15 protein-coding genes and 1 tRNA gene are annotated in these 14,196 nt (G+C 45.5%); 5 read left to right on the top strand and 11 right to left on the bottom strand.

All coding sequences use genetic code 11. The features are described 5' to 3' along the window. Positions 1-4: 4 nt before the first annotated feature. Complete coding sequence (locus tag D0C36_RS18835; RefSeq protein ID WP_117393205.1) at positions 5-592, bottom strand: DUF1543 domain-containing protein; 588 nt, start codon at positions 590-592, stop codon at positions 5-7. Beyond that, positions 570-2,297, bottom strand: a complete 1,728-nt coding sequence (locus tag D0C36_RS18840) for an FAD/NAD(P)-binding protein (RefSeq protein WP_117393206.1) — start codon at positions 2,295-2,297, stop codon at positions 570-572. The genes D0C36_RS18835 and D0C36_RS18840 overlap by 23 nt, the downstream gene beginning before the upstream one ends. Positions 2,298-2,358: 61 nt before the next feature. Here D0C36_RS18840 and D0C36_RS18845 point away from each other — a divergent pair, with 61 nt between their 5' ends. Together D0C36_RS18845 and D0C36_RS18850 are read left to right on the top strand one after the other, a co-directional pair. Then, the gene (locus tag D0C36_RS18845; RefSeq protein ID WP_117393207.1) at positions 2,359-2,775 is read left to right on the top strand and encodes a DUF1801 domain-containing protein; all 417 of its coding nucleotides are present in this window, start codon (positions 2,359-2,361) and stop codon (positions 2,773-2,775) included. 323 nt (positions 2,776-3,098) lie between these two features. After that, positions 3,099-3,172, top strand: a tRNA-Pro gene (locus tag D0C36_RS18850). Between the two features lie 173 nt (positions 3,173-3,345). Here the strand turns inward: D0C36_RS18850 and D0C36_RS18855 are convergent. The 7 genes from D0C36_RS18855 to D0C36_RS18885 form a co-directional block, all read right to left on the bottom strand. Further along, positions 3,346-3,921: a Crp/Fnr family transcriptional regulator gene (locus D0C36_RS18855; protein ID WP_117393208.1), complete on the bottom strand. Its 576-nt coding sequence runs from the start codon at positions 3,919-3,921 to the stop codon at positions 3,346-3,348. Between the two features lie 15 nt (positions 3,922-3,936). Beyond that, complete coding sequence (locus D0C36_RS18860) at positions 3,937-4,290, bottom strand: DUF1330 domain-containing protein (protein ID WP_117393209.1); 354 nt, start codon at positions 4,288-4,290, stop codon at positions 3,937-3,939. A 2-nt stretch (positions 4,291-4,292) separates the two neighbouring features. After that, positions 4,293-4,649 carry a nuclear transport factor 2 family protein gene (locus D0C36_RS18865; RefSeq protein ID WP_158557146.1) on the bottom strand — a complete coding sequence of 119 codons (357 nt, stop codon included), beginning with the start codon at positions 4,647-4,649 and terminating at the stop codon, positions 4,293-4,295. A 180-nt stretch (positions 4,650-4,829) separates the two neighbouring features. Continuing rightward, positions 4,830-5,537, bottom strand: a complete 708-nt coding sequence (locus D0C36_RS18870) for a hypothetical protein (protein ID WP_117393211.1) — start codon at positions 5,535-5,537, stop codon at positions 4,830-4,832. A gap of 168 nt (positions 5,538-5,705) precedes the next feature. Continuing rightward, a complete protein-coding gene (locus tag D0C36_RS18875) occupies positions 5,706-6,353 on the bottom strand; it encodes a response regulator transcription factor (protein ID WP_117393212.1) in 648 nt (215 codons plus the stop codon). 44 nt (positions 6,354-6,397) lie between these two features. Continuing rightward, complete coding sequence (locus D0C36_RS18880) at positions 6,398-8,158, bottom strand: tetratricopeptide repeat-containing sensor histidine kinase (protein WP_117393213.1); 1,761 nt, start codon at positions 8,156-8,158, stop codon at positions 6,398-6,400. Between the two features lie 61 nt (positions 8,159-8,219). After that, positions 8,220-9,125, bottom strand: coding sequence for a helix-turn-helix domain-containing protein (locus D0C36_RS18885; protein ID WP_117393214.1), 906 nt, complete (start codon positions 9,123-9,125; stop codon positions 8,220-8,222). A gap of 141 nt (positions 9,126-9,266) precedes the next feature. Here D0C36_RS18885 and D0C36_RS18890 point away from each other — a divergent pair, with 141 nt between their 5' ends. The 3 genes from D0C36_RS18890 (at position 9,267) to D0C36_RS18900 (ending at position 12,494) form a co-directional block, all read left to right on the top strand. Next, the gene (locus tag D0C36_RS18890; RefSeq protein WP_117393215.1) at positions 9,267-10,826 is read left to right on the top strand and encodes a DHA2 family efflux MFS transporter permease subunit; all 1,560 of its coding nucleotides are present in this window, start codon (positions 9,267-9,269) and stop codon (positions 10,824-10,826) included. A gap of 214 nt (positions 10,827-11,040) precedes the next feature. Then, complete coding sequence (locus D0C36_RS18895) at positions 11,041-11,847, top strand: isocitrate lyase/PEP mutase family protein (protein ID WP_117393216.1); 807 nt, start codon at positions 11,041-11,043, stop codon at positions 11,845-11,847. An 80-nt stretch (positions 11,848-11,927) separates the two neighbouring features. Next, positions 11,928-12,494, top strand: coding sequence for a Crp/Fnr family transcriptional regulator (locus D0C36_RS18900; protein WP_117393217.1), 567 nt, complete (start codon positions 11,928-11,930; stop codon positions 12,492-12,494). A 9-nt stretch (positions 12,495-12,503) separates the two neighbouring features. Here the strand turns inward: D0C36_RS18900 and D0C36_RS18905 are convergent, their stop codons facing one another. Together D0C36_RS18905 and D0C36_RS18910 are read right to left on the bottom strand one after the other, a co-directional pair. Continuing rightward, on the bottom strand, positions 12,504-13,049 hold the full coding sequence (locus tag D0C36_RS18905) for an alpha/beta hydrolase (protein WP_117393218.1): 546 nt from the start codon (positions 13,047-13,049) through the stop codon (positions 12,504-12,506). 52 nt (positions 13,050-13,101) lie between these two features. Next, positions 13,102-14,184, bottom strand: a complete 1,083-nt coding sequence (locus D0C36_RS18910; protein WP_233524520.1) for a glycoside hydrolase family 43 protein — start codon at positions 14,182-14,184, stop codon at positions 13,102-13,104. Between the last annotated feature and the right edge of the window lie 12 nt (positions 14,185-14,196).

Consider the following 14,196-nt stretch of genomic DNA (forward strand, 5'->3'; position numbering starts at 1 on the left):
TAATTTAAACTATCTTATCCAGTTTAAAATACCCGAGTTGAATTTCATCTTCGGGCAGGTTGGCATTGGGCGTTATGGCGATGTGGAACTTTGCCTTTTGATAGGGCGATAGGATATCTTCTATCCGGTAGATCTCATCTACGTCAATGCCGTATTTCTCGTCGATATGCGCGTTTGCGCCTTTTACTTTGGTAATGGTATTGGTTTTAAAGAAGATGGTTTTCTTAGCTTCCTGCATAGCCGTGGTCCTGTCAGGCTGCACGGTTAGTACGGTGTAATGCGTTTCTTTTAACTCGTTTGGCTGGTAGCCACCCAGGTTGATAAAGAATAACTTGTTTTCCTGCCCGGGCTGTTCATCAGTCTTTTCTGTTATGCTGATACCGTAACCGTTCACGCTGTTTACTTCGCGAAAGCCATCAATATGCAGGCTGTTGCCTGCCTCGGGCCAGAAGGCTTTTATCTCAGGAATAAGGTCTTTTAATGTAGCCGCTATCCCGAAAAAGAAATCGTGCTGCTCCACATTGCGGGCAGGGGCTTTTGAGCCCAGTAACAGCATAAATAATTTATAGTTAGTAGATGGTTGCTGGTTCATCTTTAAAAATACTTTTTACAATAATTTCTGATGCGGCCTCGCTAAAATCAAGGCCCGAATAATCGGGGTTAAAGCCGCCAATGTAGGCAACCGTCATGATATAGATGCGATTGTTTAACGCGCCGTAATCGTTCACGGCTTCAAAGGTATCGTTTATAGTAAGGCCGGGCACGCGCAGGTAATAATTGCCTTTGCCGTCGGTCTCTGCCTTATCGTTACCATTGTTCATAGCTTGCAGTCCCTCGTTACTATCCCTGAATTTTAGTTTGGCAGGTGTTACCACCCGTTTCTCCGTCAGCGAAGGGTAGGGGAAGTCTTCAAAATTCATGTGCCGCTGCCCGGTGCTATCTACAAAGGTTTTATAATGCTGTTCAACTTTATTGCCTTTGTCATCAGTGTAATAATAAACCGCGCCTTCTTTAGCCGGTTCAATATGGCTGTCGTCGCCAACGGCAATCAGTTCTAAAATACCTGCGTTATAAAGCGCCATCAGTTCCTCAACCGAACTTTGGGGGATAAACGCTATCACTACCGATATCAGCGGCATTAGCGTTTTTTGCAGGCGCAACATATCCTCGGCAGAGAAATATTTGGCCGGGTAATTCATCGCAAAGCTGAGGATAGCCAGCATCTCTTTCCAATAAACAGATCGGTGTTGTTCTATAGATGCTTCGGCCTCATCGTATTCTATCTTCATCAACTCAAATGGATCAATGCTTTCGCGCAGGGCCATCATCGAATCCACGAACTGCTCCATCGTCAGGTCTTTTATCTGCTCGTAAAACTTGGGGCGTTTCTCTTTTATCGGCAATTTGAAATCCCGCTCAAAAACAAAATCGAGCGACAGGAAGCCATCGTTTTCTGCCCTGTGAGCTTTTATTTCTTCCGGGGTAAGTGTAGCATCCTTACCCAGGTGAGAGTCTTCCAGATGGAACCTGACGGCGGGCAGCAAGCCATTGCGCGAGTGCATCACTACCCTGAAGTTCTCGCTGCCTTTATTAAGCTTGTAATTCACGTAGCCGTTCGCATCCTTACCATACTCACCGTTGTAGCGCGACAGGGTACGTATGGCATCGATAGCGGTAAGCGATGAGCCTTTTACCGCTATGGCATGATCCAACTTCAGCGCCAGTTTCTGTGGCGGATAAGGTGAATCAAAAAAGCCGGGTACTTTGCCTTCGTTTTCCTTCGGCCATTTGTGCCCGGTGCAGATCACTACTGTATCAAACGTTAGCTTTTCCTCATCGTTGATCACCACGGTTACTTTCTCCTGTTCAGGATGATCAATAATGTCGGTTACACAACAAGCGTAACGTATTTCGTATTCGATCCCTTTAGCTTTTGCTTTTTGCAGCAGTAGCTTGTACTGGTCGGTAAGGTACTGGCCAAACAGCAGGCGGGGCAGCACTTTGTAATCGTTAAATTTTTCAGGGTCGATGCGGAATTTGTCAAGCGTATCTTTATGAACCGTTTTTATCCAGTCGCTAACAGATGTAACCAGCTCGGGTATCTCGTTGCCCGATACATTGGTAACATGCTCATCATTAGCGCCATCGTGCGAATAGGGCATGCCCGCGCCCAGTTGCTTGTTCTTTTCGAAAACGGTGACAGCGATATCTTTATGGCCGCTCTCTACCAATCGTTTAAATATAAATAAGCTGCTTGGCCCGCCGCCAAGGATGGCTATATGTTTTATTGTGTTCAAGTATAATATGTATCTTAGAAATTAAAAGACCAAAATCACACCCTTATTGTTTTAAAAGGCCATGGCAAAAAACAAAACCACAGAGACGGAAGCAAGCGTTGCTGATTTCCTGAACGCAATAACCGATAGCGAAAGGCGTGAAGATGCTTTCCGGCTATCGGCAATTATACAGCAGGCAAGCGGCTTTGAACCCAAAATGTGGGGGCCTGCCATTGTAGGTTTTGGAAGTTATCATTATAAATACGAGAGTGGGCGAGAGGGCGATGCACCGCGCACAGGGTTTTCACCGAGAGTTAAGGAGTTTGCGTTGTACCTATCGGCGAATTTTGAGGGTAGGGAAGCTTTATTACAGCGATTTGGTAAGCATAAATCTGCAAAGGCTTGTATCTACGTAAAAAAGTTGGCAGATATTGATGAGGCAATACTTAGCGAGATGGTAAAACGATCTGTTGCGCACATAACCGAAATATATGGCTAAAAAATAAGCCGCATATCACTTGCTGATGTGCGGCTTGTACCGAAAGGTCATATTCCCCCTATTTTTATAGTATGATCTTCCGTTTAATGCTAAGCAATCTGGCTGTAGTACAAATTGCATGGTATAAAATAACGGCCAATTTTTGTGGCTATCAATAATACATTTGTAGTATAATAAATGCATTGTGCATGCTTTGTTACTATGTTAAATAAAAATTAAGTTGATGCAAATGAATTGGTTAGCTAATGTTATCAGAAAATTTGAAAAAAAAGTTTGCAAGGGTAGGTAAAAAAGCTACTTTTGCAATCCCAAACGAGACCAAACGGGATGTAGCGTAGCCCGGTATCGCGCCACATTTGGGATGTGGAGGCCGCAGGTTCGAATCCTGCCATCCCGACAAAAGGCGATACCAAGTATCAAAACCCTGTACTGCAAAGTACGGGGTTTTTCGTTTTTAAAGTCCGCAGCCCAAACTCAGTAATAAAACTGAAGGTTCGTGCGTCATAGTATTACTCTCTCTAAAAAATTAAAAATGATAATTGTTGAGTTGTTGATGCTGTGGCTAAGGAATCAGACACCGCTTTCTTTTCGCATCATACTAAGAAATGCCGGTGTAATGCCTAAATAACTGGCTATCTGTTTTTGCGCAATACGCTGCTCAAGCCCGGGGTAGCGCTTGCGGAACTCTATGTAGCGTTCTTCGGCAGTTTTGTAGAGTTGCGAGGTGATGCGGCGCTGGTACAACTCAAAACCATTTTGGGTGAGGATACGGAAAAAGCGTTCAAACTTCGGTATCTCTCTGAATAATTGCTCTAACTGCGATAACGAAGTGTAATACACCTCGCAATCTTCCAGCGCCTGTATGGCGTTTGCCGAAGGCTTTTGGTTAAAAAAGCTTACAATATCACATACCCACCAATTTTCGGGGTAAAAACCTATGTTGTGTTCTTCGCCGCTTTTATCAGTGTAAAACATGCGCAGGCAACCGCTTTTTACAAAGTAGATGTAACGATCGGTTTCGCCGGCGTTTAGCAGCCAGGTGCGCTTTTTTACTTCCTTTATTTGGAACAGGGTAAGCGCCTGCTCCTGTTCATGAGGGGCAAGCGCTATATGAAGGGCAAAGTTTTTAAGTATTAGCTGGTGCACGTACTAAATTAGGTATTACAAAGCAAACGGGCGCGTCATGTATAGTTTTAAGTTGGTAAGTGCCTTTAACCTTAGTTGTTCGGCTATGTCTCGGTAGGCATCGCTTGTAGCTACTGTTACAAATGCTTCGGCGCTGGGGTATTCCACGATCATTATGGCATCCCAATCTTCGCCTTCGTCAGCCACTACGCTGCCTAATACGTTGCTTATAAGGTTGATCTTTGCTTCCATACCTAATATTTCCATCACGCGGCCAAATGCCGGCAGGTATTCTTCAATATACAAACGGCGGTCTGCAAATTTAAGCATGTTGAGCATTTGTACCGGTCCTGTGCCTGGCACATTATCCGGCAGGGTTACTACTGTCATGCTTAAAAGAAACCTACTATACGTGTGATCAGATTTTGTTCATCAAACTCAAAATAATCCATTCCCTCTATCGGGTAACCTTCGGGGCGGATAGCCAGCCAACGGAAGCGGCCGCTATTGTGGTGCGTAACCGGCTCGGCAAGTACTTTAAAACTTCGCGGCCCCATTTGCTCATAAGAGCCAATGATGAGGTTGGTAATGGCATCGCGGCCCGTAATGGTGTCGGTTATCTTATCGGTATACGTGCCGTTTGTAGCCCAGCATTGGTCTATCTTTTGGCGGATAGCGTCCGTATCGGTCTCATTCCACGCACTTGTGTAGGTAAGGATGGTTTCTTCTATGCTTTTTGTGTTTTCCATAACACAAAGATGGGCAGGTGCGGCTACAGAAAAGTTTAACTGGTTGAAGATTTTAAAATAATAAGGTGATTTGTGAATGCGCCTGAAACGGCAGCAAAATGATAACCGGTGACAAAAAAAAGCGCAGCTCATTGATGAACCGCGCCCTATTGTTGTGCTATTGGTTTACTGCTGCATTAACTATCTGCCTGCGCTTACACTTCCTTTAAGGTTTGTATTGAACCCTGCTAATTTCTTACCAAAACTTGGATCAATATTGCTGGCTATGCCGTCATCTTCTTTAAAAATACGCGTACCGCCAACCGCTATCAGTCTATTGTTAGGATCATCGCCTTTTTCCATCATACGCAGGCAATCGTGCCAGTCAACCACACCGTCGGCAGTTTTGCGGCCGGATATAATGTAGATCATTTTATACGGTATGCCATTGCCAACACCTTCGGTAAGGAAAAATGCGCTGAACTTATCGCCGCTGCCCGATACAAATGAGCCTTTGCCGGTAGCCTCATCAGCGCTTTTTGGATGGGCAAAATAATCAATAGATAGTGTAAGGTCGGTATTGTTCTGGTTGTAAAGTGTGTAAGTATAGTCTAAACGCCACAGGCCTATTTTCGGGAAGTTTGAGCTGTCGTAAAAGCAATTGGCACTACCGGTATAATAGCTGCCTTCAATATTGGGAGGCGTGGTACCTTCGTTGATCAGCATGCCCTGCAGGCGCAGGCTATCGATAATTTTTTGAGGGATGATATTGAGGATCTCTTTTGAAAAGGCGGGTTTTTCCTCATCTTTTTTGGGAATATCCTTATTGTCTTTTTTACAACCCGTTAAAAGAGCTGCCATCAGTATAACAGAAAGGCTTGTTTTTAAAATAAAGTTTAAGTGTTTCATGATCGTTATTTTTTGTTGTATACCTCAAATTTCGGGCTTAGCGAAAGGCTGGTAAATAACCCATTGGGGGATTTTTACTCGATGTGCCTAAAAAAACAAACGCATGGTAAAGCCGCCTGCGGAATGGCTGGCTTTAAACTTCAGATCGTGAAATAAGAGGTAGGATACTTAAACGATGCCTTGCTGGCGAGCTTTTAAAATAGCCTCAGAACGGCAGGCCACGTGCAGCTTTTTGTAGATGTGTTTAACATGGGTGCGCACTGTTTCGTAACTGATAAAGGCTTTATCGGCAATATCCAGATAGTTTAAACCCTCAACCATAAAGGCGAGGATCTGTTTCTCGCGTTCGCTGAGGTCGCAATTGGTTGTATTGGGTTCAACCAGTATCACATTCTGGCGTACAAAAAACTGTAATACCTTGCTGGCTATACTGGCACTCATGGGGCCGCCGCCGCTATGCACTTCGCGCAGCGACTGGAGTATTTTCTCCGGCGAATCTGATTTTAATATGTACCCCGATGCACCGGCGCAAAGGGCGTTAAATATCTTTTCGTTGTCATTAAACACCGTTTGTATCAGTACTTTGATGTGGGGGGATTTCTCTTTGATGATGCGGGTAGCCTCGATACCTGTACGGCCGGGCATTTCAATATCCATCAGTACCACATCGGGGCGGTTAAATTCAATATCGTCCTCAACCTGGTTAACGTTGCTGAAGGTAGCTGTACAAAGCATGTCGTCAGTATTATTGATAATGGTTTGCAAAGCCTCGCGTATCAGCTTGTTATCTTCAAATATGGCTATCTTGATGTTCATGGTTCTCAAATATGTTAAGGCTTTGCCATTATCTCAATACCCCATCAGGTGATTTTGCAATCGAGCGTTATACGGGTGCCGTCACCGGTTTTCCCGTTAATTTCAATAGCGGCACCTATTTCTTTTGCGCGGGCTGCCATGTTGTTCAACCCGTTGCCTTTGCCGGCCCTGTTGTCTAAAAAGCCGCTGCCGTTATCTTCTATCACAATTTTAATATACCGGTTTACTACCGTGATCTCTATTTTAAGTAAGGTGCAGCCGCTATATTTCACCGCATTATTGATAGCTTCTTTGCAGATGAGGTAAATGCTCCGGCGTTTCTCCATAGGCAGTTTAAGCGTAGCTTGTGGGTTATCAGCATAAAACTCAAGCTTAATATTTTTTGCGGCAGTAAGTTGTGCGGCAAATTCTTTTAGCCTTTCGGCAATGGTGTAGGCGTTGTCTTGTACGGGGTTTACCGCCCATACAATATCATTAAGCTTGGTCACCATTTCATCAGCATTATCTTTTATCACATCCAGCGAGTTGTTTACGGCTTCGTTTTTGCCGTTGCGTATTTGCTCTTTGGTAATGTAACTGTACATGGATATACCGCTCAGGGTGGCACCAACCTCGTCATGCAGGTCCTGGCTTATTTTGCTGCGCATATTGGCCAGCCGCAAGCGCTGAAGCGTGTAGTACCGGTAAGCGATAAACGCAATGCCCAGCAACAAGAACATCAGCAAAGCGATGTAAAGGCGCGTATTAGCCAGATCCTGCTCGGCAGAGGCTTCAGCAAGCTCAAGGTTAAAAATGGTTTTCTCATTGCGCAGGCCGGTGAGTAAAATGGTTTGTATTTGCGTGTTGTTGCGTTCGTAAACTGCGGTTTGTATATCGGTTTTAAGCTGATAGGTTTTTAGTAGTTCGGCTTGTTCGTTATACTTGCGGTATAGGCGTATGGCGATATCCAGGAACATGGATGAGTAAAAATCATTTAGTTGCGGATACTTTTTCAGCAGCGCAAAGCCCCCGGCTAAATGTTGCAGCGAGGTTGCTTTATTACCACGGCGTTCTGCACATTCGGCAAGGCCGCTGTAGCTGTTCAGTTCCACATCAAAATCGTGGCTTTTTAACGATAGCTCCCTGGTTTGTATAAAGTATTTATCTGCACTGTCAATATTCCCTTTTAACAGGTAGGCACTCGCCAGGTTCAGTGCTGCTGTGGCCATCCCGCGTTCTGAAGATATCTCGGTAGCTCTTCGCAGCGACATACGCGAGTAAAAAATGGCGCTATCTGGCTGTCCGGCCTTTTCAAATGTCTCGGCCAGGTTGCCGTAAATATGGTGAGGTTTCGATAATTCGATGTATTGGCGAGGGTAAGGCGGCTGCCTGGTATATCGCAGCGCCTTTTTATAATAAGCAATCGCTTGCCGGTACTTGTTGTTGTTCATGTTAAACAAGCCGATGAAGTTACAGGCATCGGCTATCAGCAAACTATCCTTAAGTATGCCGGCAATATTTTCGCCTTTGTAAGCTTCCTGCAGGCCCAACTCATGCAGGTTATTGTAGTAGTAAACTTCGGCCTGCCGGGATGTAAGAAAATAAGAGAAAAGCGAAGGTTTGCGATAACTTACCTGCGTATAGATCTTGTTGAGCCACAACTGTGCTGAGTCATAATGATCGGTATTCATATAATCGTCGGCACGGGTAAACGCGCGGATGATATACGTGCTGTCGATAGCACGGGCAGGGGGCAGTTTACGTGCCCTTTGCGCGCAAACTAATAGTGGTACAAGTGTGATAAGTATTAAAAGCCACTGCCTCATGTGGCTAAAGATATGAAATACAGTGTTTTGTTTATCAGTTACACAACTGCTTTATGTTAAACTACACACTTGCCCGCATGTGCGCAGGCGAAGCACCAGTGTATTTCTTAAAGAAATTGGTGAAATATGCAGGCTCTTCAAAACCCAGTCCACCTGCTATCTGGGCAATGCTCCAGTCGGTGTGTTTAAGCAGGGCCTGTGCTTCTTTTAGTATTCTGTCTGATATAAGGCGGCTGGTGGTGCGGCCTGTTACCGTTTTTACCGAGCGGTTGAGGTGATTGGTGTGTACAGCCAGCCCCTCGGCAAATTCGGCAGGAGTACGTAATAAAAGTGATTGCTCCGGCGAATCAATAGGGAACTGTTCTTCCAACATCGCAAGAAACTGCGCGGTAATACGTGCTGCAGCGCCTGCATGGCTCTCCACCATAGGCACCGGCGACATCATCAGCGCCTCATGCATCAGTACACGCAGATAGCTGCGCAGCATATCATATTTAACACGATAATCTGATGCCATTACCTCGCGCATGCGGTCCATAATGCCCGATACGAGTAGGTATTGTGTATCATCCAACTCCAGTACATGGCGTTCGCCGGGTTGGAACAGCGGAAAATCGGGCAGGCGGCCTTTGTATTCCCCGGCTTCTATAAAAGCCTGGGTAAACAAACAGAAACAGCCACCCTGCGGGCCGGGGCCCGATTCCCAGGCCGATGGTACTGCGGGGCTCGAGAAAACCAATGCGGGGCGGTTAACGGGTATCTCCTGATCGGTATAGATCATTTTGCCCTGGCCGGTTATTAGGGTCACCTTATAAAAATCGCGGCGGCCAAAAGGCGAGCGGTTGAGGCAGGGCTGGCGCAGAAACACATTGAAATGCCCCTGGCCGGTATTATTTTCGGCAAACTCTGTTTGATCGTTTACAGGATGGCGCCGATAAAAATCGGCAAGGGTTTCTATGGGTTCCATGTCGCAAAGATAAGTACTATTTGAATATTATAAGTAGTTATGACAAACGGATGATTGATTTAAGATTAGTTGTTTGAAAATTATAAATACTTGCTTGAATACTATAAATGCCGTAGCCATACGCTAATATAATTTTGCGCCATGGAAACCGGATTCAGAAAATGGATCATCGTTATCACGATCATCACATCAACCATTATTGAACTTATCGATACTACTATCGTTAACGTATCAATCAACACCATGAGCGGTAACCTTGGTGCCTCGCTTGAGGATACTGCCTGGGTTATTACCTCTTATGCTATTGCCAACGTTATCATCATCCCCATGACCAGCTTTTTGGCAGAGAAGATAGGACGAAAGCAGTATTATATAGGGTCTATACTACTGTTCACAATCACATCTGCTCTGTGTGGTTTCTCTACCAATTTATGGGAACTGGTAGCCTTCCGCTTTTTGCAGGGCGTGGGTGGCGGTGCATTGTTGTCAACATCGCAGGCTATTTTATTTGAAACCTTCCCGCCAAAAGAACGCGGACTGGCAAGTGGTATCTTTAGCCTGGGTATCATCATTGGCCCCTCAATAGGGCCGGTAATGGGTGGCTATATTGTAGATAACCTAAGCTGGCAATGGATCTTTTACGTAAACATCCCGATAGGGCTAATGGCAGCACTGCTATCATATATGTACCTGCGCCCAACGCAAGGCTCAAAAGATAACCGGCGCATCGACTGGCTGGGCATTGCTTTGTTAGCCATAGGTGTAGGTGCCTTGCAGGTGGTATTGGAAAGGGGAGAAACTGACGACTGGTTTGCCGCAAATTACATCATCGCACTGAGCGTAATTTCAGTTATAGCGCTGGCAACGCTTATTTGGTGGGAACTAACAACGGAACATCCTGTCATCAACTTCAGGGTGCTTAAAAGCACCACTCTGTCCATATCAGCCATCATGACCTTTGTACTGGGCTTCGGTTTGTTCAGTGCGGTGTTTGTATTTCCGCTGTATGCGCAGCGCATCATAGGTTACTCGGCCTTCCAGACGGGTACCATGCTGTTGCCCGGCACACTAATGGCCGCCATGGTGTCGCCGTTTTTGGGCAGAATGCTGCAGAGTGGTTTAAGACCACAGTATCTCATTATCACAGGCTTTTTGTTCTCGGCCATCTTTGGTTTCTTCATGTCTAAATCAAACCTGGAGACAGGCGGTGCGTACTTTTTTATCCCGCTTATATTCAGGGGACTTGGTGCCGCGCTGTTAATAGTACCTTTAACCGCACTTGCTGTATCTGAACTAAAGCCTCAGGATATCCCGCAAGGTGCTGCCTTGAACAATATGATGCGCCAAATGGGTGGCTCATTCGGTATTGCATTGATCAATACTTACATAGCCAATAGGGCAGCTACTAATCGCACCGCACTTATATCGCACGTTACAGCCAGTGATCCTAACACACAAATGCGCATAAGCGGCTTTATGCGTAACCTGATGGCGCACGGCGCTACTTACCTACGCGCAATGCAACAGGCAATAGGCGGGCTGGAGAATACTGTAGTTAGGCAAACGTATTTGATGAGCTATATGGATGCGTTTTTATTACTTGCGCTGATGAATGCCTGCTGTATCCCGCTGGTGATCATAACCATCAAAAGGCGCAAGGAAAATGCAAAACCATCAAATGTTGTGGTATCTGATCATTAACCGAAATACAGTTTGACTGATAAAAGAAGTGCGGCAGTTATGCAGCACTCCTGTACAGGGTTTTGTGTTAGCATATCCCGAATTGTGACGCACATCACATAATCAACGCCGCTTCCAGATTGTGACGCACGTCACATCAACCTTACAAATTTCTGCTGCAAATTTGTGTTACCGAAAAGGAAATAGAACGATATTGAACACAAATTTAAATACCATGAACAACTTTGAAAAATTCAGCAGCCTGCACCGCCAAAGGCAGGTTTTAATATTACCAAACGCCTGGGATGCCGCAAGTGCCAGGGTGATACAGGAAGCCGGCGCGCAGGCTATTGCCACCACCAGTGCGGGTGTAGCATGGGCTTTAGGCTTTGCCGATGGTTATAAAATGACCGCCAAATTGAACGCTCAAGTTGCAGAGAGCATTGCGCGTGTTATCAGCATCCCGCTTTCTGTAGATTTTGAGAACGGCTACAGCGATGATCCTGCCGTAGTGGCCGAGAATATCAAACCCTTGCTTGATGCCGGTGTAGCCGGTATAAATATCGAAGACGGGCACGATAGTCCCGATCTGCTGGCCCGCAAGATAGCTGCCATCCGCAAGGTTGCCGAAGGACAGGGTGTAGGCTTGTACATCAACGCCCGTACCGATGTTTACCTTGCAGGCTTAGTTTCGCCGGCAGAAATGGTTTCAGAATCCATTAAACGGGAGAAACAATATGCCGAAGCAGGCGCCAGCGGCATATTTGTGCCGGTTGTTACCAACGGTGAAGAAATAGCGCAGATAGCCGAACATAGCACACTGCCATTGAATATATTAGCTATGCCCGGTTTGCCAAAGGCAGATCATCTGGCTAACTTGGGCGTGAAAAGGTTAAGCGCGGGTACGGGTGTATCTAAAACTATCTGGAGCGCCGTTGCCAAAACAGCTAAAGCATTCATTACCGATGGCGATTTTAGTGCTTTTGATATTGAAGCAACTCCTGCAAGCGACTTGCAAACACTATTCTCGGCAGATATGTAATACTTATAAATCAAAGGCTGCAGGCAGTTTTCCTGCAGCTTTTGAATATGATAATGCGGCAGGAAATGTAACTTTAGCCAATGCATGCCGAAGAAAAACTTAAACAGCATTTCTTAAAACAGATAGCCCTTACCGATGAGGAGTTTGCGTACGTGTACTCGCACTTTAAGCCTCATTCGTTCAAAAAAGGGCAAACCATCATCTCGGCAGGCGATGATGTGGATGCAGAGTATTTCATCGTTTCCGGCTGCACCAAATCTTTTTATGTTAACGATGATCTGAAAATGTTCATTCTTCAGTTTGCCATGCCCAACTGGTGGGCATCAGACTACAACGCTTTGTACTACCACGTAAAAGCCACCGTAAGTGTTGATTGCATTACCGATACCGAAGTGCTTGCCCTCAGCAGCGACGACCGCGAGAAACTTTGTAAGGAGATCCATCAGGTTGAACATTTCTTTAGGTGGAGAACTTACCGCGGCTTTGTAGCTGCCCAAAACCGCCTGCTTTCGTTCATGAATAACGATGCCAAAGGTCGCTATCAGGCTCTCATGAAACTCTATCCCGAGCTGTATAACCTGGTACCCAAGCAACTCATTGCCGCCTATCTCGGTGTATCAAGAGAAACTTTAAGCAGGTTAGGATAAATATTTTATTTACAGATTTTTAATATCATCAGCTATAATTTTCAGATGAGCTTTAAACATGTGCCCGCCGTTCTCAAATTCGCGAAAGGCTGCATGCGGGATCTTGTTTCTGTAAACCGACATTTGTTCAAACTGCACTTCTTCATCGTCCTTACAGTGATAGAAAAAATACGGTACATCTTCCGGTAGTTTTCGGGCGAAATTATCGTTTAATTTCAGGCCTTGTTTCCAATCTTCAGCACCGCTCCAAAACGGTGTAGCCAGCAAAAAAGTAGCCGAAGGCTTTTTAGTGACCTCATTCTCCGAAAGATATTTCAACAGCATAGATGCACCTAAAGAATGTGCCACTATTACAAACGGATTTTGCATCGCATGCATTTCTTTTTCTATCTGTTTCAGCCATCCAAAATCAGGAGCAGATTCATCTGATCTCAATTCGGGATATGCGATCTTGAAATCACTGCTTAACTCATTTTGCAAATCATCGACTAATTTCTTGTCGGGATTGTACCCATCATCGCCGCCGCCTTGTATAAACAGGATATGCTTCATCATAATTACAGGTTATGGATAATTAGCTACAATAAGCGAGCCTTAATGATAAAGCCTACTTATGCAGTTTTTTAGGCCGCACAATTGTGTTGGGGTATAACTTCAGTAAAGCCTCAGCCTCTGCTTTGGTAATTTGCGATACGCTGCCATGCCGTGCATCTTCAGGCAAGGAGATGTCAGTTTCTATCGTCCAATGGAATAGGTCGAGTGAGGATGATATACCGTAGCAGTCGGCCATGGGGTAATCATAGAGGAGTAGCCAACCTTTTTTAATTGGATCGGGCATTACGCTTGGACCTTCGGTAATGGTGGGTACCAGTTGGCCTTTGTTCAGCGGGCCTTCGTAAACGGTGTAAGGACCTTCTAATTTTTTGGATGTCGCCAGGCGGATGGCGCGTCGTTCTCCGTATTCGGCACCAAACATTTCTTCTTTATGGAACAGATAATAAGTATCATCCTGTTTAATCAGCGTACCATCAATAACCGAATAATTTGGAGCGAATAATTCCTTTGCCGGTGTAAATGTTTTCCAGTCGGTAGTTTGGCAGTACCATAACCGGCTCTTCTTCCAGCCGGCATCCTCAAAACTTGATGACCAGAGCAGGGTATAGGTTTGGGTATCCTTGTCGTAGAAATACTCAGGTGCCCAAATATTACGCGCCATTTGTCCGGCCTCGTTACGAACATCATTCATTAAATGCGGGAAACTTTCTGTTTTCCAGTGGATCAGGTCGGGAGAGGTGGCGTAGATACAAGTTGGGCCAAATTGCTTGCGTGCTGCTGTATCACCATCGCCGCCGGTGGCTACCAGTCGCCAAAGGCCATCCGGGCCGCGTTGAATGAACTGGTCGCGCATTTTCTGGTCCCAAATGGGTTGGTTATTGTTCAGGGGTGTCCAGTGCCGGCCATCGGTTGAGAGGGCAATATGCAGGCGCTCATCATTCATGGGGTTGGGCAGGGACACTTCAATGATCTTGCCCGTTTTATCTATCTCTACCCGTGTTGGGTAGCGCTGGCGGAAATACGTAAGCAGCCATACCGGCTTGTTGCCAATGGTAAAAGATGCATCTTTCTTAACAGCCTGGCCGTTGCCCTGCTGCATCGAGATCATCAGGAAAAAGCACATTAAATATCTCATAGGTAATTGGTG

Origin of the sequence: Mucilaginibacter conchicola, from assembly GCF_003432115.1 — a bacterium.
Classification (GTDB): domain Bacteria; phylum Bacteroidota; class Bacteroidia; order Sphingobacteriales; family Sphingobacteriaceae; genus Mucilaginibacter; species Mucilaginibacter conchicola.